The sequence below is a fragment of the Mycobacterium gastri genome (assembly GCF_002102175.1).
GTDB classification, from domain to species: Bacteria; Actinomycetota; Actinomycetes; order Mycobacteriales; family Mycobacteriaceae; genus Mycobacterium; species Mycobacterium gastri.
Genome location: NZ_LQOX01000100.1, coordinates 54,407 through 77,457 on the forward strand (window position 1 = coordinate 54,407; position 23,051 = coordinate 77,457).

Below are 23,051 nucleotides of genomic sequence, written 5' to 3' on the forward strand. Positions count from 1 at the left end.
CCGCAGCCGCACGCGGTACGAGTCAATCCACGCAGCGAGGTGACGCCATGGTGATTCACGGCCTCCGGGAGGCCCTCGTCGCTAGCGGCAATTTCCCAGAATTGCTTACCGCCGAACAGGTTTCAGCGCTCTTGGGCGTCTCTGCCGCGACCCTCAACCGCTGGGCCGCCCTCCGCGAAACCATCGGCGAACAGATCGGCCCGCCCTGCTACACCCTGTCAGAGCGGGTACGCCGCTGGGATTGCGCGGAAGTGCGGTCCTGGCTGAAGCAGGTACGCCGGTAATGGCGGGCAACACCCCTCGCGGCATTCGAAAGCGCCTCAACGCAGCCGGCCAACCCCGCTACCAAGTCCGATACCTGATCCGAGATCCGGACGCTCCATCGGGCTGGGTTGAAACGTCGGCCACGTTTCCGACCCTGCGCGAGGCGAAGGCGTTCAAATCCGAACGTGACAACGAAGCCGCGCTGGGTGCACGTCGATTCGACCCACGCCTCGGACGCACACCGCTGAACCGGATCTGGACGCAGTTCTCCGATTCCAAGAAGCCCGCGGTGTCACCGAAAACTTGGAGCGGATACGTCCAGCACTGGGAATTGCGGATTGCGCCCCGGTTCGGTCACATCCCTGTCGACGAGATCACCCGCGGCGACGTCCAGGCGTTCGTTGACGGCCTGACGGTTGGCCCGTGGGCGAAGGTTTCCACGCTGCGGCTCATGCGCTCGATTCTCGATGTCGCCCACCAAGACGGGCGCATCCACCGCAACCCCGCCCTTGGTGTCTCAGCGGGCCGCATTCCCGAGCGGGATCGCCATCGCTACCTGTCCGCACAGGAGATCCAGACCCTGGCTACCGCATGCGGAGACCAGGGCGACGTCGTGACCCTCCTGGCCTACACCGGCTTGCGGTGGTCCGAACTGGTCGGCCTTCGCGTCAAGGACATCGACCTCAGCGAGCGTCGCCTCTACGTCCGACGTGCCGCGCCCGAAGTCGAAGGCCACATCATCATCGGGCCACCCAAGACCCGCGCCGGTATCCGTACCGTCCCGCTCCCCCAGGTCGTCGTCGACATCCTCAAAACACGGATCGGCGGTCGGGCGCCCGACGAGCCTGCCGTTACCTCACCGAACGGAACAATGCTGCGATCCAACAACTGGCGCCGCCATACGCACTGGAATCAAGCCCTTGAGAAGACCGACCTGGCTCCTCTAACTATCCATGAGCTACGCCACACTTATGCCAGCCTGGCCCGTAAATCTGGGGCTGACCTGCGGTATGTCCAGAAGACTATGGGGCACTCGACGCCGACCGTCACCGCCAACATCTACCTCTACTCAGACGAACTCGACCACGTCGCCACGAATCTCGACCGGCTCCACGCCGTCGCCAAAAACCAGGCGAACGGACAGGAACCGGACAAGACCAACCAGCAATAGAGTGCCGTCACTGTGTCCGTGCAGATCAGAACTGGTGGCCAGGGGCGGGATCGAACCGCCGACCTTCCGCTTTTCAGGCGGACGCTCATACCGACTGAGCTACCTGGCCGGAAGGCAGCATGTGCCTGGCCGTATCGGCGACCCTGACGGGACTCGAACCCGCGACCTCCGCCGTGACAGGGCGGCGCGCTAACCAACTGCGCCACAGGGCCATGCTTGCTACTGCTCCGCGATACCCGCATCGCAGGGTACCCCCTACGGGATTCGAACCCGCGTTACCGCCTTGAAAGGGCGGCGTCCTAGGCCGTCTAGACGAAGGGGGCAGAACCGAATCTCTCCGGGGCACTCGCAACGTGGTCATCATTGGGAGCCACGTCAGCTTAGGTCACCCCGGGCCTAATCCTCAAACGAGCTTGGCCCCGGCACGCAGTATCCTGGGACTCCGCGCCCCTATAGCTCAGTTGGTAGAGCTACGGACTTTTAATCCGCAGGTCCCAGGTTCGAGTCCTGGTGGGGGCACCGAGAACCACGAATTCGCCCGCCGCCCATGCCGGGCGGTACTCCTGCCGCGCCGACCGTTCAGACCGCCCGCCCAAGCCGCCCAACCGCTGCCGCCGATCGCGCCGATCGACGGCCTTCTGGCAACCACGCTGCGTTAGCCATGGTGCGCACGGTCGGCCGGCGTTTGAAGCCCCGCACCGCTTGGCTATGCTGCGGCTATGCTTCCCGAAATGAGTCAGGATGGAATCCAACCCAACGCGCCCGTCGCCCTGGTGACGATGGAAATCCGGCACCCGGCAACGGATTCCCTCACCGAATCAACCAGCCGGGAACTCAAACACCTCCTCATCAACGACTTGCCGATCGAACGCCAGGCGCAGGACGTGAGTTGGGGAGTGACGGCACCCGGCGCCGCCCCCACCCCCGTCGCGGACCGCTTCGTCCGCTACGGCAACCGGGACAACACCGTTTCGGCCTCACTGAAGAACCAGGCCATCGTCATCGAAACCAGCGCTTACCGCGACTTCGAGGCCTTCTGTGACATCGTGTTGCGGGTCGCCGACGCTCGCGCGCAGGTTTCGTCGATCGTCGGAGTAGAGCGCATCGGCCTGCGATACGTCCTCGAGATCCGGGTCCCGGTGGGCGTCGACGGCCGGGTCAACTGGGGCAACTGGATCGACGAGCAGCTGCTCGGCCCCTACCGCATCGCTCCGGGCGGCCTGTCGCTGACCGAGTGGCAGGGTGCTGCGGTCTACCGGGAACCCCAACCGGGCAAATCCCTGATCTTGCGGTACGGGCCCGGTGTGGGCCAGGCACTGGATCAGAACTACCACCTGCGCCGCATAACCCCGCCCCAGACCGGACCATTCTTCCTCATGGACATCGACAGCTTCTGGACTCCGGTGGGCGGCTCCATCCCCGAATACAACAGGGACGCGCTCGTGTCCACCCTGACCGACTTGTACGGTCCCGCCCGCGAGGTGTTCCAAGACCTGATCACCGCCCGCCTCAAAGACGAGCTGCTTCGCCAATAGGCCAGCCAGGCCGGCCGACTACGTCAGTACCCGAGCACCGCGCTGGTGTAGGTCACGTCGGCGAACGTGGCCGCGAGTTCGTCGTCGGGATATTCGAAGCCATTGGCTTGGTGGAGTTCCTTGACGGTGTACGACGACGTCAGCCAGCCCCGGTCCGACAGGTGCTCGATGATATGGCTGCGTTGGCCGTGATACACCAGCTCGTTGAAGTCCATGTCGAACCCGAGTTCGCTCATCCGGTCGTGATGGGTGCGCCACCGCTCGTCGGCGAAAATTGCGGTGTCGGGCACGAACTCGAACGCCAGCCGGCTGCCCGGGGCACTCAACACAGTGATGTTGTCGAACAGGGCGTCCTGCGCGTCCTCCGGCAGGTAGACCAGCAACCCTTCGGCGCTCCATGCCGAAGGGACCTTCCCGTCGAATCCCGCCGCCTGCAGGGCGGCGGCCCAGTCGTCGCGCAAGTCGACGGCAACGGTGCGGCGCTGGGCGGTGGGCTCGGCACCGAGACCGCTCAGCGTCGACGTCTTGAACGCGATCACCTCTGGCATGTCGACTTCGTAGACAACGGTGCCCTTCGGCCACGGCAGCCGGTAGGCACGCGCATCCAGGCCGGACGCCAAGATGACCACCTGGCCGATGCCGCTCCGCGCGGCGTCGAGGAAGAACCGGTCGTAGAACCTGGTCCGGCAGGCCATCCCGCGGGCCACCCGCTCCGGGTCGAACTCGGAATCCTCCTCGACCGGAATCTGCCCGTCCACCATCCGGGTATAGACGTCCATGCCGACCGCTCGCACCAATGGCGCGGCGAACGGGTCGTCAATCAGCGCAAACTCGCGGCTAGCGGCCAGCGCGCGCTGAGCAGCCACCATGGTTGCCGTCGCGCCGACGCTCGTCGCAAGATCCCAGCGATCACCATCGGTGCGCACCATGGAAGTTCCTTCGTCGAACCAGGAAAAGATAGATAACCTACTTACTATCACAGACTCGATCGCGCCTGCCGGACTACTCTGACCAACCATGATCGACTTCGCCCAGCGCACCATCGATCTCGCCCGCCAGAACGTCGCCGAGGGTGGCCGCCCCTTTGCGACGGTCATCGCCAAAAACGGCGAAATCCTGGCCGAAAGCGCCAACAAGGTCGCCCAGACCAACGATCCCACCGCCCACGCCGAGATCCTCGCCATCCGCGAGGCCTGCACCAAGCTGGGTACCGAGCACCTGGTGGGTACCACTATCTACGTCTTGGCGCACCCGTGCCCCATGTGCCTCGGATCGCTGTACTACTGCTCGCCCGACGAAGTGGTATTTCTAACGACGCGCGACGGCTACGAGCCGCATTACGTCGACGACCGCAAATACTTCGAACTCGCCACCTTCTATGGGGAATTCGCCAAAGACTGGCGGGATCGGCGTCTGCCGATGCGGTACGAACCGCGCGCTGCCGCCGTTGACGTCTACCGGTTTTGGCAGGAGCGAAACGGCGGCCAACGCACGGCCACCGTCGTCCCGCCCGGCTGACCCAGCGCAAACCTTGACAGCACACCAACCTGCATTACTATCTGCGTATGCACGCAAATAACAGACCAACAAGGTTGCCCGACGACCAGGCCGGCCTCGTGGTCGAGGTGTTCCGGATGCTCGCCGACGCCACCCGCGTGCAGATTCTGTGGTCCCTGGCGACCAACGAGATGTCGGTCAACGAGCTGGCCGAACACGTACGCAAGCCGGCGCCGTCGGTGTCCCAGCATCTGGCCAAGCTACGGATGGCGCGCCTGGTGCGCACCCGCCGCGACGGTACGACGATCTTCTACAGCCTGGAAAACGACCACGTGCGCCAACTCGTCATCGATGCCGTCTTCAACGCCGAACACGCCGGTCCCGGCGTGCCCCGCCACCACCGCGGCGAGGGACTGCAGGCAGTCGCTGGAACACCCGACGCTGGATAACCGAATCCATCAGCCCCACAATGACATTGAGGAGATAAGAAATATGGTAGCCACCCACACCCATGACACGCCGCACACGCACGAACACCAGCACGGCGACATGATCCACAGCCACTCCCACACCAGCCACGAGCACGAGCACGTCGCCCACGAGCACCCGCACTCACACGACGACGGGACCCAGCACACCCACGAGCACGTCCATCAGCGCGGCCTCGAAGGCGTTGAAGAGGTGCACAGCCACGCGCACAGCTGAGGCGCGGGTCAGACCTTGGGGCAGTAATGCGCGGGGTTGTCGCGCTCGTCCAGTGGCGGCAGGTTGCGCGCCGGAGTATGCACCAGCGGGGTGTCGGCCGGGATCCGTCCGCGGGCCCGGTCCCAGCCGGCCCGCGCCCGCGGGTGCTTCCGGTACCGGGGCGGCACGAAGGCGAAGACCAGACGGACGAAGTCGCCGAAGCGCCGGTGTAGCCATTCGTCCCGGCGCGACCACTGGTAGCCCATCAGTTCGCGCACCGGCGCGTCGTAGAGGCCGACCGTGAGCCAGACGAAGAACGGCGCCAACAGCCTGCGCTGCAGGGCCCACAACGGGTCCGGGACCCATTGGGCGAAGGGGGGTTTGGGCAACTCGGTCAAATCCAGCACGGCCCTCGCCGCAAAGTTGTTCTCCAGCACGTTGCGGCACATGTGGTCCCAGTAGACCTGAAATTCCTCCCAGGACGCCGGCACCGGCCGCATGCTCATGCCGTACATCCGATACCACTGGACGTGTTCGTCGAAAAGCTGACGCTGCTGCGCCTCGGTCAGGCCGCCGCAGAACCGCTCGGCGACGTGCAGGGTCCCGACGAAGAACGTGGCATGCGCCCAATAGAAGACGTCCGGGTTCAATGCGTGGTAGCGGCGCCCCGCCGCGTCGACGCCCTTGATGTCCACGTGGTAGTCGCGCACCTCGGCGCCGGTGACCGGAGCCCGGTCGCCGTCGAAAACCACGCCGCCGATCGGGTACAACGACCGCAACAGCCGCGGCCAGCGTTCCCGAAAGAACGTCGAGTGCTCCTCGACCGCCGCCCCCAGCTGGGGATGCATATTCTGCATGGACCCGGCCCACGGACCCTGCAGCATGCCGCGCCAGTCGCCAAAGTATCGCCAGGTCAGCGAATCCGGGCCGAGCGGCACAGGTGGCGCGTCGTAACCCAGCGGTGAAACCGGGCAACCGGCGGCTACCGAGTCGTTCGGCGCCGCACCGGCAGCGGCGCCCCTCGAGGGTTGCAGCTTAGCGCTGGTCAGCGGGCACGAAGCAGACGTATCTTGAGTCACTGGTGCTTTCCCGGTGGTTAGGGCGACGTCAGCAATTCTGACTACACGCGTTGTCACTTGAAGTTTAGGAGCGATGTGCAGGCCGGTCAAAAACGAGGCCGCTGGACCGGCGTCCCGCTGGAAGATCGCCACGCCGTACGTCGGGAAAATCTGATCGCCGCCGGCGTGCAACTGCTCGGCGAGAAGGACGGGCCGGCGCTGACCGTCCGTGCGGTCTGCCGCAAGGCGGCTCTGACCGAGCGTTACTTCTATGAAAGCTTCACCGACCGTGAGCACTTCGTGCGCGCAGTGTACGACGACGTCTGCACCCGGGCCATGGCCACGCTCATGTCGGCCCATACCGCCCAGGAAGCGGTGGAGCGATTCGTCGCCCTGATGGTCGATGATCCGGTGCGCGGGCGGGTGCTGCTGTTGGCGCCGACGGTGGAACCGGTACTGACCCGCTCCGGCGCGGAGTGGATGCCCAACTTCATCGAGCTGCTGCAGCGAAAGCTCTCCCGCATTGTCGATCCGGTTGTGCAGAAACTGGTCGCCACCAGCTTGATCGGCGCTCTGACCGGCCTGTTTACCGCGTACCTGAATGGCCAACTAGGGGCCACCCGCCAGCAATTCATCGACTACTGCGTCGACATGCTGCTCAATGCGGCGGCCAGCCATGTGCCGCACCGACTCGGCCACGAAGCCGGGCACCCCGCCGCGGCGCGGCCTCGCGAATGACGTCGCCACAGTCACAACAGTCACAATCGTGACTCACCGCGCGGCGGGCAAACTTGTTGATACCGGTCGACACAGATATATTGAGTGCAACCCATCGACACAGATAACCGGAGGGACTATGTCAGCCCAGCTGACCGACTTACAGCTGCTGCACGAACTCGAACCGGTCGTCGAGCAATACTTGAACCGGCACCTGTCCATGCATAAAGCCTGGAACCCGCACGACTACATCCCGTGGTCGGACGGGAAGAATTTCTATGCCCTCGGCGGCCAGGACTGGGACCCCGATGAGAGCAAGCTTTCCGACGTCGCCCAGGTGGCTATGGTTCAGAACCTGGTCACCGAGGACAATCTGCCGTCCTACCACCGCGAGATCGCGATGAACATGGGCATGGACGGCGCCTGGGGACAGTGGGTCAACCGCTGGACCGCCGAGGAGAACCGGCACGGTATCGCGCTGCGCGACTACCTGGTAGTGACCCGATCGGTCGACCCCGTGGAGCTGGAGAAGCTTCGCCTTGAGGTGGTCAACCGGGGCTTCAGCCCGGGCCAGAACCACCAGGGCGAGTATTTCGCCGAGAGCGTCACCGACTCCGTCATCTACGTGAGTTTCCAGGAGCTGGCAACCCGGGTTTCGCATCGCAATACCGGTAAGGCCTGCAACGACCCGGTGGCCGACCAGCTGATGGCCAGGATCTCCGCCGATGAGAACCTGCACATGATCTTCTATCGCGACGTCAGCGAGGCAGCGTTTGACCTGGCGCCCAACCAGGCGATGAAGTCGCTGCACCTGATTCTGCGGCACTTCAAAATGCCCGGCTTCCTGGTGCCCGAGTTCCGCCGCAAGGCCGTCATCATCGCCGTCGGCGGCGTCTACGACATTCGCATTCACCTCGACGAGGTGGTCAAGCCGGTGCTGAAGAAATGGCGCATCTTCGAGCGGGACGACTTCACCGGCGAGGCCGCCCGGATGCGCGACGACCTCGCCAAGCTGATGGAAGAGCTCGAGGCGGAGTGCGACAAGTTCGAGGCGTCCAAGCAGCGCTACCTCGCGCGCCAGGCCCGCATGGATGAGCGCATCACCGCCAGGAAGGTGCTCACCACCAAGGGCACGCTGAAGATGACCGGGCGGTAGCGGCCATTGCGCATCGGCTCGATCGAGCTTGCCAGCCCGGTTGTGCTGGCGCCGATGGCCGGTGTGACGAACGTTGCGTTCCGCACCCTGTGCCGTGACTTCGGTTCGATGCGTAGCGACCCGCTGCGTGCGGCTCCGCCGCCCTTGCGATCGCCACGAGAACGGTCGAGGGTCGGCACGATCAGTGGACTCTACGTCTGCGAAATGGTGACCGCCCGCGCGCTGGTAGAACGGCATCCGGTCACCATGCACATGACGACATTCGCCCCGGACGAATCGCCCCGCTCGCTGCAGCTGTACACCGTCGACCCGGACACCACCTACGCGGCCGCGCGGATGATCGCCAACGAAGGCCTGGCCGACCACATTGATATGAATTTCGGCTGCCCGGTACCCAAGGTGACCAAGCGCGGCGGCGGCGCGGCCCTGCCGTTCAAGCGACGGCTGTTCGGCCGAATCGTCGCTGCGGCCGTGCGCGCCACCGAGGACACCGGGATACCCGTGACCGTCAAGTTCCGGATCGGCATCGACGACGCCCACCCCACCCATCTTGACGCCGGCCGCATCGCGGAAGCCGAAGGCGCCGCCGCGGTCGCCCTGCACGCCCGGACGGCCGCGCAACGTTACTCCGGAACCGCAGACTGGGACCAGATCACCCGGCTCAAGCAGCAGGTCACGACCATTCCGGTGCTGGGCAACGGGGACATCTACGACGCCAGCGACGCGCTGGCCATGATGGCTAGCACCGGGTGTGACGGCGTGGTGATCGGCCGCGGTTGCCTGGGCCGGCCGTGGCTGTTCGCCGAGTTGTCGGCCGCCTTTACCGGTCGCCCGACCCCGGCCCCGCCCACGCTGGGTGAGGTCGCCGACGTCATCCGCCGGCACGGCGCGCTACTGGCGGCACACTTCGGTGAGGACAAGGGCATGCGCGATATCCGTAAGCACATCGCCTGGTACCTGCATGGGTTCCCGGCCAGATCAGACATCCGGCGAGCGTTGGCGCTGGTCAAAACCTTGAGCGAACTCGACGACCTGCTGAACCGGTTGGACGGCAGTGTCCCGTTCCCGAGTGCCGGCAACGGCCCGCGGGGCCGGCAGGGCTCACCCGCCCGGGTGGCCCTTCCCGACGGTTGGCTGGACGACGCCGACGACTGCCGAGTGCCCGACGGAGCCGACGTCATGCATTCTGGTGGTTGAACCGAAACTCTTCCGAGATCGCGTCCGCGACCACAAGTCAGTACGATGTGGGCTTTATGCATGGCGCGGCGCCAATCGACTCGGCGCTGCGCCGATGTGTGCGCACGGACAACCCTGATGTCCGGATCATATTTTTCGGAGGCCGATAGGACATGAGTGACGGCGACAAAGACGCCACTCCTGACCTTCGGCGCGTGTCCGGCTCCCGCAACGACGCCCAACGGGTCACCCTAAACCCGCCCGCGACACCAGGCGCCGCGCCGTGGGAGCGGTTCTTCGCGCCGCCGCCCGAGGACAGCTTGCTCCGCTGGTCGGGGGTGTCATCCGACGCTGCGCGCGGACATCACGGCCCGGACCACGCAGAGCCCGCACAGGTCGGCTGTCACGTCAATGGCGGAGTCAGCGTCGCCGACCTGATCGCCAAACTCGGCGCACCTGCGCCCGCCCGTCCGACTCATCGCCACGGTGCGCCGGACCCCGATCCCATCGCGGAGCCATCGGAACCATCACAGATGGACGTGGAGGTCGCCGACGACGACGCGGACCAGCTGGACACCCAGGTCATCCCCACTCCGGCCTACTCATCAGAACTTCTCTCCGAGCTGCCCGACCTCGGGTCGGCCGGCTTCGCACCGGAAACTTCCCCAGCCGAGCCGCCCGAGGGTGAATCGGCCGGGTCGGCGCGGGCGCCTGTCGTCAAGCGCTCAAAGACCCCGAAACGCCGGCAGAACCGAGCGACGAAACCGCGTTCGCGCCGGCGCCCGGTGCTGCTGGCCGGGCGGTCACTGGCGGCCATGTTCGCCGTCCTGGCGCTGGTCCTGACCGGCGGGGCGTGGCAGTGGAGCGCATCCAAAAACGAGCGGCTGAACACGGTAAGCGCGCTCGACCCGAACTCCGGAGACATCGTCGACCCCAATGGGCAGTACGGCGACGAAAACTTCCTGATCGTCGGCATGGACTCGCGCGCCGGCGCGAATTCCGAGATCGGCGCCGGTGACACCGAGGACGCCGGCGGTGCCCGGTCGGACACCGTGATGCTGGTCAACATCCCGGCGAACCGGAAGCGAGTGGTGGCGGTGTCGTTTCCCCGCGACCTGGCGATCACCCCCATCCAGTGCGAGGCATGGAACCCCGACACCGGCAAGTACGGGCCCATCTACGACGAGAAGAAGGGGACATGGGGTTCCCGGATGGTCTACACCGAGACGAAGCTGAACTCGGCGTTTTCTTTTGGCGGCCCGAAGTGCCTGGTGAAGGTCATCCAGAAGCTGTCCGGCCTGAGCATCAACCGCTTCATCGCCATCGACTTCGTCGGTTTCGCGCGGATGGTCGAAGCCCTCGGCGGCGTCGAGGTGTGCAGCACCACTGCGCTGCACGACTACGAATTGGGCACGGTGCTCGAACACGCCGGACGTCAGGTCATCGACGGGCCGACCGCCCTGAACTACGTGCGAGCCCGCCAAGTCACCACCGAGAGCAACGGCGACTACGGTCGCATCAAACGTCAGCAATTGTTCTTGTCGTCGCTGCTGCGTTCGCTGATCTCCGAGGACACATTGATGAACCTCAACAAGCTCAACAACGTCGTCAACATGTTCATCGGCAACAGCTACGTCGACAACGTCAAGACCAAAGACCTAGTGCAGCTGGGCCAGTCGTTGCAGCACATGGCGGCCGGCCACGTCACGTTCGTCACCGTGCCCACCGGCGTGACGGACCAGAACGGCGACGAGCCGCCACGGACGGCCGACATGAAAGCGCTGTTCGCCGCCGTCATCAACGACGATCCGCTGCCCCTGGAGAACGACCACAACGCGCAGACACTGGGGAACTCGCCGACGACGGCGCCGACCACGACGAAGAAGTCGCCCCCGCCCAACACCACCGGCGAAGTCCAGCGCGAACAGGTGATCACCACGTCGCCGCAAGAAATCACGGTGCAGGTCTCCAACGGCACCACCACCGCCGGCCTGGCCACCACCGCAGCCAACCAGCTCAAGCGAAACGGCTTCAACGTGATGACACCGGACGACTACCCGAGTTCGTTGAGGGCCACCACGGTGTTCTTTTCCCCGGGCAATGAGCAGGCTGCGGCAACCGTGGCCGCGGCTTTCGGCAATTCAAAAGTCGAGCGGGTCACCGGGATCGGTCACGTGGTTCAGGTAGTCCTCGGCCCGGATTTCAGTTCGGTGTCCACCCCGCCGCCCAGCGGCTCGTCGGTCAGCGTGCAGATCAGCCGCAACACCAGCGCCCCGCCGACCAAGCTGCCCGAGGATCTGACGGTGACCAACGCTGCCGACACCACCTGCGAGTAAGCGCTTCACGGCGTATCCGGCATCGAGAACGTAGGCTTTACCACATGCGAACCGCTTACCACGAGCAACTCTCGGAATTGTCCGAGCGGCTCGGTGAGATGTGCGGGCTGGCAGGCATCGCCATGGAGCGGGCAACCCAGGCCTTGCTGCAGGCCGATCTGGTGTTGGCCGAACAGGTGATCTCCGGCCACGAAAAGATCGCAACGCTGAGCGCCCGGGCCGAGGAAAGCGCGTTCGTCCTGCTGGCCCTGCAGGCCCCGGTCGCCGGTGATCTCCGGGCGATCGTGAGCGCGATCCAGATGGTGGCCGATATCGACCGGATGGGCGCACTTGCCCTGCACGTCGCCAAGATCGCCCGTCGGCGGCATCCGCAGCATGCGTTACCCGAAGAGGTCAAGGGGTATTTTGCCGAAATGGGCAGAGTCGCAGTTGAATTGGGCAACAGCGCGCAGGAGGTCGTGTTGTCCCGCGATCCGGAGAAAGCGGCCCGGATCCGCGAAGAAGATGACGCGATGGACGATCTGCACCGGCACTTGTTCAGCGTGCTGATGGACCGGGAATGGAAGCACGGCGTGGCAGCGGCGGTCGACGTGACGCTGCTGGGCCGCTTCTACGAACGCTTCGCCGACCACGCCGTCGAAGTGGCACGACGCGTGATCTTCCAGGCAACCGGCAAGTTCCCCGAAGACGAGACGACGCCACACGCGCGGTAATTCGTCCGCGCTAGCCGAATCGGCCGGAGATGTAGTCCTCGGTGGATTTCTGGCTCGGGTTGGAGAAGATCTTCTCGGTGTCATCGATCTCGATGAGGCGGCCCGGCTTGCCTACGGCCTCCAGATTGAAGAACGCCGTCTGATCGCTCACCCGGGCGGCCTGCTGCATGTTGTGCGTGACGATGACGATCGTGTAGTCCTGCTTCAATTCACTGATCAAATCTTCGATCGCCATCGTGGAGATCGGATCCAGCGCCGAGCATGGCTCATCCATCAGCAACACGTCGGGCTGCACCGCGATGGCCCGCGCAATACACAACCGCTGTTGCTGCCCACCGGATAATCCGCCCCCGGGTTTATCCAGCCGCTCTTTGACCTCATCCCATAAGTTGGCGCCGCGCAGCGAATATTCGGCGGTTTCGTCGAGCACCTTGCGGTTGCGCACACCCTGCAACTTCAGACCAGCGACCACGTTGTCGCGAATCGACATCGCGGGGAACGGGTTGGGCCGCTGGAAAACCATCCCGATCGCCCGCCGCACCCCGACCGGGTCGATGCCCGGCCCGTAGATGTTTTCGTCGTCGAGCAACACGGTGCCCTCGACGCGCCCGCCGGGGACCACCTCGTGCATCCGATTCAGCGTGCGCAGCACCGTGGTTTTGCCGCACCCCGACGGGCCGATGAATGCGGTCACGCTGCGAGGCAGAATCGACAAGGACACATCGGCGACGGCCTGAAACGATCCGTAGTAGATGTTGACATCCTTGAGGTCCAACCGCTTGGCCACTGAGTGCTCCTGCCTACGACTTCTTGGGGACGAGGATGGCGGCGACCACCCTGGCGCCGATATTGATCATCGCGATCAGCAACATCAGCGTCAGCGCGGCGCCCCACAGCCGCTCTGTGGGGACCGGGCTGATGCCGGCGCCTGTCGTCACCTGGTCATACATCATGCCCGGCAGCGACCCCATGAACCCGCTGAATATGTTGAAGTTCATTATCTGTGCATAACTGACCAGGATCAGCAGCGGCGCCGTCTCGCCCATCACCCTGGCCAAGGCCAGCAGGATGCCGGTCACGATGCCCGACAACCCGGTCGGGATCACGATCTTGGCGATGGTCTTCCACTTGGGCGCTCCCAGCGCGTAACTGGCCTCACGCAGATCTACCGGGACGATGCGCAGCATCTCTTCGGTCGACCGCACGATCACCGGCAGCATCAACAACACCAGCGCCAGTGACACCGCGAGCTGGGAGCGGGGCAAGCCCAGGACCGCGACCCACAGCGCATAGATGAACAGGGCCGCCACGATCGACGGCACGCCGGTCAGGATGTCCACCATGAAGGAGACCACCCTGCGCAGCGCGCTGGCGCCGCCGTATTCGACCAGATAGATGGCCACCAGGACCCCGATCGGTATGGATATCGCCGCACACACCAGACCCTGCAACACCGTGCCGACGATCGCATGGCAGGCACCACCGCCGACTTTCAACGACGTCATCCCGGCCTGTGAATGCGTCCACCAGGTGCTCGACATGACTGTCCGGAGGCCGTTGACCAGCACCGAGCACAGTACCCACGCCAAGGGCGTCAACGCGATCGCCATCGACAGCGTCACCAGCACGGCGGCCACGTTGTTGGTGACTCGACGGTGCCGGGCAAGCGCGGGCAATGCGCGCGCTTTGACGGGCCGGTCCAGCATCGAGGTCATCGGGTGGCCCTTCCCGCTCCGGCCAGGGCCGTGCGTGCGGCGGCGTTCACCACGAAGGTGAGCAGGTAAAGCATCAGTCCCGCAGCCAGGTAGGCACCGGCTTGGTAGGGATTGTCGAGACCCGATGCGGCGGCGGCGATCTTGGTGGCGAAGGTCGAACCGCCATCGAACAGCGACCAGCCGAAGGCTCGCTGGGTACCGCGCAAGATGATCAACAGCGCGACCGTTTCCCCCAGCGCCCGTCCCAGGCCCAGCATCGCGCCGCTGATGTATCCGGATCGTCCGAACGGCAACACTGTCGTCGTGACGACCTCCCAACGGGTGGCGCCGAGCGCCAGCGCCGCCTCTATCTGACCGTGCGGGGTCTGGGCGAACACTTCGCGCGTGACCGCGGTGATGATCGGCAGGATCATCACCGCCAGGACGATGCCGCCGGTGAACACGTTGCCCCCGCCTCCAATTGACGTATTGCCGCCGGCGAACAGGAAACAGTGACCCAAGGTGTGGTTGAGCCAGGTCGCGACCGGTCGCAGGCGTGGCGCGAGCACGTGCAAACCCCACACGCCGTAGATGATCGACGGCACCGCGGCCAGCAGATCGACCAGGTGGGCCAGCGCCGTGGCGGACCGTCGCGGCGCATACTGCGTCAGGAAGATAGCGACGCCCAGCGCGACGGGCATGGCCAGCACCAGGGCGAACAGCGATACGAACGTGGTCACTCGCAATAGATCGAGGATTCCGAAGTGCATCGCCGACGGGTCGGCGGTCTTCCAGGTTCCGCCGTAGGTCAGGAAGTTTTCTTTGTTGCGCGCCAGTGCCGGTATCGCGTGCCACAGCAGAAACCCGCCGATCGCGGCGATCAGAACGATGATCAGGACGCCGGAACCCTGCGACAGCCGACGAAACAGCCGGTCTCCAAGACTGGGTTTGCCGTTGCCCCAAGGGTTGATGGACGTGGCCGGCGGCTCGGGAAAAGGCGCGGCGACGATCGCACCCGCCTCGGCTGGGTTGGGCACTGTCACTGCGATCCCGTCGATCCTGTTGGCTCGTCTTCCATCAGCGTCGTCCGTGGTCAAGCAGTCACTGGAGGGCGTTTATGGCGGTGACCAGGCGTTCTTTCACTCTATCTGGAACCGGAACGTAGCCGGCCGACGGAAGGCCGGTCTGACCGTTGTTGACGGCAGTGGTGAGAAACGCCTTGATCGCGGCAGCGGTGGCGGGCTCGTATCCGTTTGAGCACACAATCTCGTAGGTGGCCAGTACCAATGGATAGGCGCCCGGGTCCTGGGTGGCGAAGATCGAATTCAGCTCCAGAACGAGGTCGTTTCCGCTGGCCGCGAACGTGACGGAGTCGATGGCCTTGCGAGCTGTTTCCTCGGTGAGCGGTACGACGCTGATGCCGTTGTCGATCTGGGCGAACGGTATACCGGCGCGGTCAGCGAAACCTTTCTCGACATAACCGATCGAACCTGGCGTGGCCTGTACGGCTTGGATCACCCCGGCCGTTCTTTCGACACCTTCCCCGACACCGCCGTGAAACTCGCCGCCGACACCGCGGCTCCAGCTTTGTGGCGCGGCGGCGGTCAGATAGTTCTGAAAGTTGTCCGTGGTTCCCGACGAATCCTTCCGGTAGACCGGGATGATCTTTGTATTAGGAAGTGCCACCCCAGGATTGAGGGCTGCAAGCATCGGGTCGTTCCACGTCCGGATGGAGCCGCTGAAGATCTTGGCCATCGCATCAGCGTCGAGGACCAGGGTCTTTACCTCAGCGAGGTTGTACACCAACGCAATTGGCCCGAATACCAGCGGCAGGTCCCAGGCCGGGTTTCCTTTGCAGCGGTTGGCCGCCGGACCGATCTGTTCGGCGACCAGGGGCGAGTCCGATCCCGCGAAGTCGACGTGACCGGCGATGAACTGCTCGCGACCAGCGCCTGACCCGGTCGGGTTGTAGGACACTTTCTTGCCCGGACACGCCTGGCCCCATACCTGGTTGAACAACGCCATGGCATTCTGCTGGGCAGTCGATCCCTCGGCCGTCAGCGCATCTCGGCCGCTGCAGTCGGCCCGGCCCGCAGGTGCTCCGGACCCATTCGCCGAGGAACCACCGAGGTTTTGATCGCTGCCGCATGCGGTGAGGGTCCCGCCGCACGCGGTGATCATCGCCGCCGCTAATGCCCTGCCCACCGTGTCGAGCCTCATCGATCTCGCTCCCTGAATGCATTCGACGATTGCGGCGCTGCACGGCCGTCTTCAGGACGAATTGCCAAGTCAACCACTAACTATGCGTCGTGCCGGAACTTGCCGGTTGGCGATCGTCAGGCGGGTGCCGGATCTGGACCGGCCAGCGCGTAGGCCGTGTCGACGCTATGGGTGACAAACCCCAGGCTGTGATAGGTCCGCATGGCCGCGACGTTGTCCGACTCGACATACAGCATCACGGTGGGTTCTTGGCCAGGCGTCACGCCGGCCAGCCGCCGCGCCAACGAGCTGAGACCGATCAACGTCAGCGCGTTGCCCAGTCCACGCCCTTGCGCTGCCGGATCGACACCGAGAACGTAGACCTCGCCAAGGCCAGGCTGGTCGTGGTGAATCTTGGTCCAGTGGAAACCCAGCAGCCTGGCCTCGTGGCCTGGGGAAGCGTCGAACGCCAGGAAGAGGCCTGCCGGATCAAACCATGGTTCGCGGCGCCGCTCGGCCAGCTGTAGTTGGGTCCAGCCACCTTGTTCCGGGTGGTATGAGAACGCGGCGTTGTTGACCCGAAGCAGCTCGGCGTCATCGGTCCGGCCGGCGTAGCTGCGGATCCGCAGTCCGTCGGGGATTGTCGGTTCGGGGATATCGCGCAACGAGCGGCGCATCTGCACCAGTTCACGCACCGGGGCCAGACCCAGCGCGGCGGCCGTGGCCCGGGCAGCTTCCAGGGTGCCGTGCGCCCAGAATTGGTTTTTCCCACGAGTTTTTGTCAGCGCGGCGCGCGCCAGGGCGGTGCCGACACCGCGACGCCGCGCTTGCGGGTGCACGACCAACTCAGCCATCGCGGAATCGGCACCGCGCGCCGGGCTGAGATTGAGATAGCCGACGATCGCGTTGCCCGCTCGAGAATCATTGGCCACCAGATGGTGCGTGCGCCGCTGTCCCAATTCTCGCAGCACCTGCTCGCCCACCGGCGCCACACCGTCGAATTCCGTTGCCGCCGAGATTATTTCGCGTACTTCCTGCTGCTGATCGGCAGCCAGCGCCGAGCGCCACTCCCCGTGCGTCACTGACTGCGCAGTGGGTCGACCAGCGGGTCCTGGAAATCTGCGGGATCGGGCCCTGATCCTTCGTCGTCGGGCTGGGCGACTGCGGTTCGGCCCCGCGCGGGCCGCACCGCCTTGTAACCAACGTTGCGGACGGTGCCGATCAGGGCTTCATGCTCGGGCCCGAGTTTGGCGCGCAATCGCCGAACGTGCACATCGACCGTGCGGGTGCCGCCGAAGAAGTCGTATCCCCATACCTCGTGGAGTAGCTGCGCACGCGTGAAGACCCGTCCGGCATGTTGGGCGAGGTATTTCAGTAGTTCGAATTCCTTGTAGGTGAGGTCGAGCGGTCGGCCGCGCAGGCGCGCGGTGTAGGTGCCTTCGTCGATCACCAGCTCCCCCAGGCTGACCTTGCCCACGCCTTCCTGGTCGGATAGACCGCCCCGCCGGCCGACCACCAGGCGCAGTCGGGCGTCGATCTCGGCCGGCCCGGTACTGGGAAGCAGGATCTCGTCCAGCCCCCAGTCAGCGCTGACTGCCACCAGCCCACCCTCGGTCACCACGGCCAATACCGGCGCGGACCGGCCCGCGGTGCTCAGCAGACGGCACAGACCGCGCGCGGCCGACAGGTCGTTGCGCGCGTCGACAAGCACCGCATCCGCGTTACCGGCCTCCAGAAGCGACGAAGCCTCCGGCGGGGCCGTCCGCACGTTATGCGGAAGCAGCGACAGCGACGGCAGGACTGGGTCGGGATACAGCTCCGCGGTCAGTAGTAGTAATTCCAACGATCCCCTCCAGCGTCGGGGGAAGGCATCTCCCTGATTCAGCGCAACCGGTGAACTTTAGCGGCCAGATCGTCTAACGATAACCTGCCACCTGGTCTTCGGCCCGGTGACGAGGCAGGCGCCGCCTGCCGAGAAGCCGGGCAATCGACATCGGCCCGGTGACGAGGCAGGCACTGCCTGCCGAGAAGCCGGGCAAAGCAGACCCACGACCTGACGACAAGGCCGGCGCAATTGGCCCCGGACGCCGTGTCATGTCACATTCGCCCCTTTTGCCCCAGCAGCCAGGGGATATGCGTTGTGCCCAGCGAAAATGCAAGGTGTCCACGAATGCTGCTGGTCAATGATGTCGTTGGCCCTGTTTACGGCCTGCCGATACCGTACCTTCGCTCAAACCCTTGTGATGGCAGGCGTTCGGGGGATGTCGCACGTGCTCACCGAGTCTGCTGTTATGCCGCCGCATCGAGTGTGCAGTGGCGGCTTTGACTGTGTATGTAGGGCGGGAGTTTCGGCCTCAGACCGCCCTGACGGCACAGTCGGCGCCGCCAACGCACACTCGGCGGTCGGGTGGCCGGAGGGGATTGCACCCTCCGGCTCCCACAGATCCAGACGTGAACCTCTCGATTATCCGGCTCTTGTCATCTTGATCACCAGACGGCGGGGACGGTGGTGGTCCATTGCCAGTGCGCGAGGAAGCGCGGGTACTGTGTGGTGACCCGCTGCCAGGCCTGCTGGAATGCACCGCGGCTCCGATACCGCCGATATTTGTTGCGGACCCAACGCATCAGGTAGGCGTTGATCTTCTCCACATCGCTCACCACAGTCACGTCACCGCTCCTGCAGCATGTGACGGTTTGAAGCCACCCCCCGCAGGGCGACCCCGAAGGGCCGACAATCCTTCATCTCCTGCACAGCACCGCTTCGGAAAGCTCTACCTACATCGAACTCCCTTCCACGTTCGGGACACACCCCCCAACGCACACTCGACGCAACCGCACCAGCACGCGATTTCCGTCTCTCCACACCGGGGCGCGGCCCCACGGCCGCTCACAGCGACAGCACTCGCGCAGCCGAGCACGCGTCGGCGGTTGTCGCTCCAAGCCGGGCACATCGGGTACCAGCGGATCCAGGGGCTGATGTGACCGCTGCGTCGGCGGTACCGGGAAACCCCGGCGCGGCACGCGGGTTCAACCGCAAATTCGCGCCTGCCGCCAGCGGGTCAATATCGAGATCGCGGCCAAAGGGACAACATCGGCAACTCCAGATGCGGTTGGCCATCAGACGCCAGGGACGGCGACGCCCCTAAGCTCGGCCAGACGATCGGATAGCGCCGGGGCGATAGGCCACAATATGCGGATGCGCAAGGTGCTGATCGGTGTCGCCGCAGTGGCCGTCGTCGTCCTCGGCGCTGTCGGCGTCGACTTCGGCGCCAGCATTTACGCCGAATATCGGCTCTCGACCAGCGTGCGCAAAGCAGCCAACCTGAGCTCTGATCCCTTCGTCGCCATCCTCGGCTTTCCGTTCATCCCGCAAGCGCTGCGAGATCGCTACGGCGAGCTGGAGATCAAGGCGTACGCCATCGAGCACTCGACGGTGGGCACCGCCACGCTCGAAGCCACCATGCACTCCATCGATCTGTCTCACGCATCCTGGCTGATACAGCCCGACGCGAGGTTGTCAGTGCACGAGCTGGAAAGCCGCATCATCATCGACTCCATGCACCTGGGCCGCTACCTGGGAATGGCCGATCTGATGGTGCAGGCGCCTCCCCAGGAGAGCAATGACGCCACCGGCGGCACCACCGAATCGGGCATATCGGGCAGTCGTGGGCTCGTTTTCAGCGGAACACCGAAGTCAGCCGGCTTCGATCGTCGGGTCAGCGTCGCGGTGGATCTGTCCATCGATCCCCACAGCCAGGAGACCTTGGTGATCACGCCGACACGGGTGGTGACCGGCCCCGACACCGCGGACCAGACCGTTCCGGACGACAAGCGGGAGGCGGTACTGCACGCCTTCAGTAGCAGGCTGCCCAACCAGAAGCTGCCGTTCGGGGTCGCGCCGAACACCGTGGGCGCACGCGGGTCGGACGTCATCATCGAAGGCATCATCTACGACGTGACCGTTGCGCTCACCGGATTCAGGCAGTCATGATCACCGGATCGACGCCCCACGGCAGCCCAACGCCGGCGCCCCTGCTCCGCAGATCGCCCGACGACACTGTTGGCTTGATCACTGCGTCATTGGGTAAGCTGACCGACGTGTCAGCCCGCCTCGAGCTCAAGCTCACCAAGCGACGCGCAGTTGATCTGTGCCGCATCACGGGCTGTTGTTGTTGCTGTTGCTGTAGCTGCTGAGTAGCCGCGTCGTCCGCGCAGCGCTCGGAGCAGCCTCGGAGACCCACCGCGGCGTATCTCCCACTTTTCCGTGCAATCGGCGTATCTAGGAGTAATTCGTGTCGAGTAATACCATCCCCGCCCAAGTGGGTGTGGACGTCCGCGGGCCGCGATTCGGCGCGTGGCTGACGACGGGGGTGCTGGGGCTCGTCCTGATCATCTCCGCCGTCAACCCGGCAGCTGCCGCAGTCGCCTTGAGCATCCAGGCCGTCGTGTTCGCTGTCGGAGCCGCATTCGGGCCTCGCCGGCATCCCTATGGGCAGCTGTTCTCGACGTTTGTGTCGCCCCGCCTGGGACCGGTGCGAGAACGAGAACCGGTGCCACCGCTGAAGTTTGCCCAACTGGTCGGATTTGTATTCGCGATCTGCGGCATCACCGGCTTCGCTGTGGGCCCTGTCGTGGTGGGCGTCGTTGCGACGTCGTTCGCACTGGGGGCCGCCTTCCTGAACGCGGCCTACGGCATCTGTCTGGGCTGCCAGCTTTACCCGCTGCTTGCCCGCCTGCGGCGCCGTGCCCTTCCCGCCTAACTGCTTGTTTATCTGACGCAAATCGAAAGGATCCACACCATGGCACGCTCCGACGTCCTGGTCTCTGCCGACTGGGCTGAGAGCAATCTCAGCAATCCGGAAGCGGCCAACGTCGTCTTTGTCGAAGTCGATGAGGACACCAGCGCATACGACGACGGCCACATCCCCGGCGCAATCAAGCTGGACTGGCGCATCGATCTGCAGGACCCCGTCAAGCGCGACTTCGTCGACGCCCAGCAATTCTCGAAATTGCTCAGCGACCGCGGCATCGCCAACGACGACACCGTAATCCTCTACGGCGGCAACAACAACTGGTTCGCCGCCTACGCCTACTGGTATTTCAAGCTGTACGGCCACGAGAAGGTCAAGCTCCTCGACGGCGGCCGCAAGAAGTGGGAACTCGACGGCCGGCCGCTGTCCACCGACGCGGTCGCCAGGCCCGCGACCTCCTACAGCGCGGCCCCGCCGGACAACACGATCCGCGCATTCCGCGACGAGGTGATCGCGGCCATCGGCGTCAAGAACCTGGTCGACGTGCGATCCCCCGACGAATTCTCCGGGAAGATCCTGGCGCCGGCGCATTTGCCGCAGGAACAGAGCCAGCGGCCCGGCCATGTTCCCGGGGCGATCAACGTGCCGTGGAGCAAGGCCGCCAACGAGGACGGCACCTTCAAGTCCGACGAGCAGCTGGCCCAGTTGTACGCCGATGCCGGCCTGGACGGCGCGAAAGAAACGATCGCGTACTGCCGAATCGGGGAGCGGTCCTCGCATACCTGGTTCGTCTTGCACGAACTGCTCGGGCACAAGAACGTCAAGAACTACGACGGCAGTTGGACGGAATACGGCTCCCTGGTGGGTGCCCCGATCGAGTTGGGAAACTGATATGTGCACTGCGCCGAAGCAAGGACTGACGCTGCCTGCCAGTGTCGACCTGGAGAAGGAAACAGTGATCACCGGCCGCGTCGTGGACCGTGACGGCCAAGCCGTGGGCGGCGCCTTCGTCCGACTGCTGGACTCGTCCGACGAGTTCACGGCTGAGGTGGTCGCGTCGGCCACCGGTGACTTCCGGTTCTTCGCCGCGCCGGGCTCCTGGACGGTGCGCGCGCTGTCGAAAGTCGGCAACGGTGACGCGGTGGTCAGACCGTCGGGCGCGGGCATTCACGAGGTCGACGTCAAGATCGCCTGACCGCCGGCCAGGCTGATCCCGGATAGACTCATCCACGTGGTGCTGTTCTTCGAGATCATGCTGATCCTGGCGACAGTGGTCATCTCCTGGTTCGCGCTGTATGCGCTCTATCGGCTGATCACCGACGAGTCGTGACCTCAGACGACGGCCATAACGGGCCGGTCGCCGGCTCCGGCGACCGTGGTGTCGCTGGAATTTTTCAAGCCGCCGAACGCGCCAAGCTGACCGCGGCCCGCAACATTCCCGCCTTCGATGACTTGCCGCTACCCGCCGACACCGCGAACCTGCGCCAAGGCGCCAGCCTGCACGACGCACTGCTGGCACTGCTGCCGCTGGTCGGTGTGTGGCGCGGCGAAGGCGAGGGCCGCGCACACGACGGGGACTACCGCTTCGGCCAGCAGGTCGTCGTCTCCCACGACGGCGGAGACTATTTGAATTGGGAAGCCCGGTCCTGGCGCCTCAGCGACACCGGCGAGTACCTCGAACCAGGTTTACGGGAGACGGGTTTCTGGCGATTTGTCAGCGATCCCGACGACCCGAGCGAGTCGCAAGCGATCGAGCTGCTACTGGCGCACTCCGCCGGTTACGTCGAGTTGTTCTACGGCCGCCCGCGTACCCAGTCGTCCTGGGAGTTGGTCACCGACGCGTTGGCCCGGAGCCGCTCCGGCGTACTGGTCGGCGGGGCCAAGCGGCTCTACGGCATCGTCGAAGGCGGCGACCTCGCCTATGTCGAGGAGCGGGTAGACGCCGACGGCGGGTTGGTACCGCATCTGTCTGCGCGCTTGTCCAGATTCATCGGCTGACCTGGATTCCCGGGAGCCCGGTCTGACCCGCCGAAGGCAAACGGCCCCGATTTGTTGCCTTCGGCCGCTGGTTCTGCGTGTACTGTTCGACGTCCGAGCAGC

At 65.0% G+C, this 23,051-nt stretch carries 26 protein-coding genes and 4 tRNA genes; 18 read left to right on the top strand and 12 right to left on the bottom strand.

The window, feature by feature from the left end:
- Nucleotides 1-47: 47 nt before the first annotated feature.
- A complete protein-coding gene (locus AWC07_RS10915; RefSeq protein ID WP_036419403.1) occupies nucleotides 48-284 on the top strand; it encodes a helix-turn-helix transcriptional regulator in 237 nt (78 codons plus the stop codon).
- Nucleotides 284-1,435: a tyrosine-type recombinase/integrase gene (locus tag AWC07_RS10920; RefSeq protein ID WP_036419405.1), complete on the top strand. Its 1,152-nt coding sequence runs from the start codon at nucleotides 284-286 to the stop codon at nucleotides 1,433-1,435. The genes AWC07_RS10915 and AWC07_RS10920 overlap by 1 nt, the downstream gene beginning before the upstream one ends.
- A gap of 32 nt (nucleotides 1,436-1,467) precedes the next feature.
- Here AWC07_RS10920 and AWC07_RS10925 read toward each other — a convergent pair.
- The 3 genes from AWC07_RS10925 to AWC07_RS10935 all read right to left on the bottom strand — a co-directional run bounded on the left by AWC07_RS10925 (nucleotide 1,468) and on the right by AWC07_RS10935 (nucleotide 1,758).
- A tRNA-Phe gene (locus AWC07_RS10925) sits at nucleotides 1,468-1,544 on the bottom strand.
- A gap of 29 nt (nucleotides 1,545-1,573) precedes the next feature.
- Nucleotides 1,574-1,647: transfer RNA gene (locus AWC07_RS10930), tRNA-Asp, on the bottom strand.
- Nucleotides 1,648-1,684: 37 nt separating this feature from the next.
- Nucleotides 1,685-1,758 (bottom strand) — tRNA-Glu (locus tag AWC07_RS10935).
- Between the two features lie 123 nt (nucleotides 1,759-1,881).
- On the opposite strand from AWC07_RS10935, the gene AWC07_RS10940 reads away from it, so the two are divergent.
- Both AWC07_RS10940 and AWC07_RS10945 read left to right on the top strand, forming a co-directional pair.
- A tRNA-Lys gene (locus AWC07_RS10940) sits at nucleotides 1,882-1,954 on the top strand.
- 200 nt (nucleotides 1,955-2,154) lie between these two features.
- Nucleotides 2,155-2,970, top strand: coding sequence for a TIGR04255 family protein (locus AWC07_RS10945; RefSeq protein WP_036419409.1), 816 nt, complete (start codon nucleotides 2,155-2,157; stop codon nucleotides 2,968-2,970).
- Between the two features lie 23 nt (nucleotides 2,971-2,993).
- Here AWC07_RS10945 and AWC07_RS10950 read toward each other — a convergent pair whose 3' ends face one another.
- Complete coding sequence (locus AWC07_RS10950) at nucleotides 2,994-3,899, bottom strand: class I SAM-dependent methyltransferase (protein ID WP_036419411.1); 906 nt, start codon at nucleotides 3,897-3,899, stop codon at nucleotides 2,994-2,996.
- A gap of 88 nt (nucleotides 3,900-3,987) precedes the next feature.
- Here AWC07_RS10950 and AWC07_RS10955 point away from each other — a divergent pair, with 88 nt between their 5' ends.
- From AWC07_RS10955 to AWC07_RS10965, 3 genes are read left to right on the top strand one after another with little or no spacing between them, the layout of a single operon-like run.
- Nucleotides 3,988-4,488, top strand: a complete 501-nt coding sequence (locus AWC07_RS10955; RefSeq protein WP_167380057.1) for a nucleoside deaminase — start codon at nucleotides 3,988-3,990, stop codon at nucleotides 4,486-4,488.
- Between the two features lie 47 nt (nucleotides 4,489-4,535).
- Nucleotides 4,536-4,916 (top strand): ArsR/SmtB family transcription factor, encoded by a 381-nt coding sequence (locus tag AWC07_RS10960; RefSeq protein ID WP_051508262.1) that lies wholly within the window; start codon nucleotides 4,536-4,538, stop codon nucleotides 4,914-4,916.
- A 43-nt stretch (nucleotides 4,917-4,959) separates the two neighbouring features.
- Nucleotides 4,960-5,172, top strand: a complete 213-nt coding sequence (locus AWC07_RS10965; RefSeq protein WP_036419415.1) for a hypothetical protein — start codon at nucleotides 4,960-4,962, stop codon at nucleotides 5,170-5,172.
- An 8-nt stretch (nucleotides 5,173-5,180) separates the two neighbouring features.
- On the opposite strand, the gene AWC07_RS10970 is transcribed toward AWC07_RS10965, so the two are convergent.
- On the bottom strand, nucleotides 5,181-6,230 hold the full coding sequence (locus AWC07_RS10970) for an oxygenase MpaB family protein (RefSeq protein WP_036419417.1): 1,050 nt from the start codon (nucleotides 6,228-6,230) through the stop codon (nucleotides 5,181-5,183).
- Between the two features lie 75 nt (nucleotides 6,231-6,305).
- Here AWC07_RS10970 and AWC07_RS10975 point away from each other — a divergent pair, with 75 nt between their 5' ends.
- The 5 genes from AWC07_RS10975 (at nucleotide 6,306) to phoU (ending at nucleotide 12,307) form a co-directional block, all read left to right on the top strand.
- Nucleotides 6,306-6,947, top strand: coding sequence for a TetR/AcrR family transcriptional regulator (locus tag AWC07_RS10975; RefSeq protein WP_036419420.1), 642 nt, complete (start codon nucleotides 6,306-6,308; stop codon nucleotides 6,945-6,947).
- Nucleotides 6,948-7,065: 118 nt separating this feature from the next.
- Nucleotides 7,066-8,082 (top strand): acyl-ACP desaturase, encoded by a 1,017-nt coding sequence (locus AWC07_RS10980; protein WP_036419423.1) that lies wholly within the window; start codon nucleotides 7,066-7,068, stop codon nucleotides 8,080-8,082.
- 6 nt (nucleotides 8,083-8,088) lie between these two features.
- A complete protein-coding gene (gene dusB, locus AWC07_RS10985; RefSeq protein WP_036419426.1) occupies nucleotides 8,089-9,279 on the top strand; it encodes a tRNA dihydrouridine synthase DusB in 1,191 nt (396 codons plus the stop codon).
- A 152-nt stretch (nucleotides 9,280-9,431) separates the two neighbouring features.
- The gene (locus tag AWC07_RS10990; protein WP_036419430.1) at nucleotides 9,432-11,594 is read left to right on the top strand and encodes an LCP family protein; all 2,163 of its coding nucleotides are present in this window, start codon (nucleotides 9,432-9,434) and stop codon (nucleotides 11,592-11,594) included.
- Nucleotides 11,595-11,638: 44 nt separating this feature from the next.
- Nucleotides 11,639-12,307, top strand: coding sequence for a phosphate signaling complex protein PhoU (gene phoU / locus AWC07_RS10995; protein WP_036419432.1), 669 nt, complete (start codon nucleotides 11,639-11,641; stop codon nucleotides 12,305-12,307).
- A 10-nt stretch (nucleotides 12,308-12,317) separates the two neighbouring features.
- Here the strand turns inward: phoU and pstB are convergent, their stop codons facing one another.
- The 7 genes from pstB to AWC07_RS11030 form a co-directional block, all read right to left on the bottom strand.
- Complete coding sequence (pstB, locus tag AWC07_RS11000; RefSeq protein ID WP_036412793.1) at nucleotides 12,318-13,094, bottom strand: phosphate ABC transporter ATP-binding protein PstB; 777 nt, start codon at nucleotides 13,092-13,094, stop codon at nucleotides 12,318-12,320.
- A 13-nt stretch (nucleotides 13,095-13,107) separates the two neighbouring features.
- Nucleotides 13,108-14,022 carry a phosphate ABC transporter permease PstA gene (pstA, locus tag AWC07_RS11005; protein ID WP_036412795.1) on the bottom strand — a complete coding sequence of 305 codons (915 nt, stop codon included), beginning with the start codon at nucleotides 14,020-14,022 and terminating at the stop codon, nucleotides 13,108-13,110.
- A complete protein-coding gene (pstC, locus tag AWC07_RS11010; RefSeq protein ID WP_036412797.1) occupies nucleotides 14,019-15,044 on the bottom strand; it encodes a phosphate ABC transporter permease subunit PstC in 1,026 nt (341 codons plus the stop codon). The genes pstA and pstC overlap by 4 nt, the downstream gene beginning before the upstream one ends.
- A gap of 58 nt (nucleotides 15,045-15,102) precedes the next feature.
- Nucleotides 15,103-16,221: a phosphate ABC transporter substrate-binding protein PstS gene (gene pstS / locus AWC07_RS11015; RefSeq protein WP_036412800.1), complete on the bottom strand. Its 1,119-nt coding sequence runs from the start codon at nucleotides 16,219-16,221 to the stop codon at nucleotides 15,103-15,105.
- A 116-nt stretch (nucleotides 16,222-16,337) separates the two neighbouring features.
- Nucleotides 16,338-17,282, bottom strand: coding sequence for a mycothiol synthase (gene mshD, locus AWC07_RS11020; RefSeq protein ID WP_036412802.1), 945 nt, complete (start codon nucleotides 17,280-17,282; stop codon nucleotides 16,338-16,340).
- Complete coding sequence (locus AWC07_RS11025) at nucleotides 17,279-18,043, bottom strand: winged helix-turn-helix transcriptional regulator (RefSeq protein WP_036412804.1); 765 nt, start codon at nucleotides 18,041-18,043, stop codon at nucleotides 17,279-17,281. The genes mshD and AWC07_RS11025 overlap by 4 nt, the downstream gene beginning before the upstream one ends.
- Nucleotides 18,044-18,687: 644 nt before the next feature.
- Nucleotides 18,688-18,867 carry a hypothetical protein gene (locus AWC07_RS11030; RefSeq protein WP_036412806.1) on the bottom strand — a complete coding sequence of 60 codons (180 nt, stop codon included), beginning with the start codon at nucleotides 18,865-18,867 and terminating at the stop codon, nucleotides 18,688-18,690.
- A gap of 523 nt (nucleotides 18,868-19,390) precedes the next feature.
- Here AWC07_RS11030 and lmeA point away from each other — a divergent pair.
- From lmeA to AWC07_RS11055, 6 genes are all read left to right on the top strand, one after another.
- On the top strand, nucleotides 19,391-20,191 hold the full coding sequence (lmeA, locus tag AWC07_RS11035; RefSeq protein ID WP_036412808.1) for a mannan chain length control protein LmeA: 801 nt from the start codon (nucleotides 19,391-19,393) through the stop codon (nucleotides 20,189-20,191).
- Entirely contained in the window at nucleotides 20,188-20,394 is a 207-nt protein-coding gene (locus AWC07_RS29790) for a putative leader peptide (RefSeq protein WP_099319089.1), read from the top strand. Before lmeA ends, AWC07_RS29790 begins: the two co-directional genes overlap by 4 nt.
- A 98-nt stretch (nucleotides 20,395-20,492) precedes the next feature.
- On the top strand, nucleotides 20,493-20,960 hold the full coding sequence (locus AWC07_RS11040; RefSeq protein WP_036412811.1) for a DUF4395 domain-containing protein: 468 nt from the start codon (nucleotides 20,493-20,495) through the stop codon (nucleotides 20,958-20,960).
- Between the two features lie 39 nt (nucleotides 20,961-20,999).
- Nucleotides 21,000-21,842 (top strand): sulfurtransferase, encoded by an 843-nt coding sequence (locus AWC07_RS11045; protein ID WP_036412814.1) that lies wholly within the window; start codon nucleotides 21,000-21,002, stop codon nucleotides 21,840-21,842.
- 1 nt (nucleotide 21,843) lies between these two features.
- Complete coding sequence (locus AWC07_RS11050) at nucleotides 21,844-22,146, top strand: DUF1416 domain-containing protein (protein ID WP_023367979.1); 303 nt, start codon at nucleotides 21,844-21,846, stop codon at nucleotides 22,144-22,146.
- Between the two features lie 131 nt (nucleotides 22,147-22,277).
- Nucleotides 22,278-22,949: a heme-binding beta-barrel domain-containing protein gene (locus AWC07_RS11055; protein ID WP_036412818.1), complete on the top strand. Its 672-nt coding sequence runs from the start codon at nucleotides 22,278-22,280 to the stop codon at nucleotides 22,947-22,949.
- The last annotated feature ends 102 nt before the right edge of the window (nucleotides 22,950-23,051 follow it).

Coding starts and splice junctions, on each gene's coding strand:
- AWC07_RS10915 (WP_036419403.1), top strand. CDS start 48: ATGGTGATTCACGGCCTCCGGGAGGCCCTCGTCGCTAGCGGCAATTTC.
- AWC07_RS10920 (WP_036419405.1), top strand. CDS start 284: ATGGCGGGCAACACCCCTCGCGGCATTCGAAAGCGCCTCAACGCAGCC.
- AWC07_RS10945 (WP_036419409.1), top strand. CDS start 2,155: ATGCTTCCCGAAATGAGTCAGGATGGAATCCAACCCAACGCGCCCGTC.
- AWC07_RS10950 (WP_036419411.1), bottom strand. CDS start 3,899: ATGGTGCGCACCGATGGTGATCGCTGGGATCTTGCGACGAGCGTCGGC.
- AWC07_RS10955 (WP_167380057.1), top strand. CDS start 3,988: ATGATCGACTTCGCCCAGCGCACCATCGATCTCGCCCGCCAGAACGTC.
- AWC07_RS10960 (WP_051508262.1), top strand. CDS start 4,536: ATGCACGCAAATAACAGACCAACAAGGTTGCCCGACGACCAGGCCGGC.
- AWC07_RS10965 (WP_036419415.1), top strand. CDS start 4,960: ATGGTAGCCACCCACACCCATGACACGCCGCACACGCACGAACACCAG.
- AWC07_RS10980 (WP_036419423.1), top strand. CDS start 7,066: ATGTCAGCCCAGCTGACCGACTTACAGCTGCTGCACGAACTCGAACCG.
- AWC07_RS10990 (WP_036419430.1), top strand. CDS start 9,432: ATGAGTGACGGCGACAAAGACGCCACTCCTGACCTTCGGCGCGTGTCC.
- phoU (WP_036419432.1), top strand. CDS start 11,639: ATGCGAACCGCTTACCACGAGCAACTCTCGGAATTGTCCGAGCGGCTC.
- pstA (WP_036412795.1), bottom strand. CDS start 14,022: ATGACCTCGATGCTGGACCGGCCCGTCAAAGCGCGCGCATTGCCCGCG.
- pstS (WP_036412800.1), bottom strand. CDS start 16,221: ATGAGGCTCGACACGGTGGGCAGGGCATTAGCGGCGGCGATGATCACC.
- lmeA (WP_036412808.1), top strand. CDS start 19,391: ATGCGGATGCGCAAGGTGCTGATCGGTGTCGCCGCAGTGGCCGTCGTC.
- AWC07_RS29790 (WP_099319089.1), top strand. CDS start 20,188: ATGATCACCGGATCGACGCCCCACGGCAGCCCAACGCCGGCGCCCCTG.
- AWC07_RS11045 (WP_036412814.1), top strand. CDS start 21,000: ATGGCACGCTCCGACGTCCTGGTCTCTGCCGACTGGGCTGAGAGCAAT.
- AWC07_RS11050 (WP_023367979.1), top strand. CDS start 21,844: ATGTGCACTGCGCCGAAGCAAGGACTGACGCTGCCTGCCAGTGTCGAC.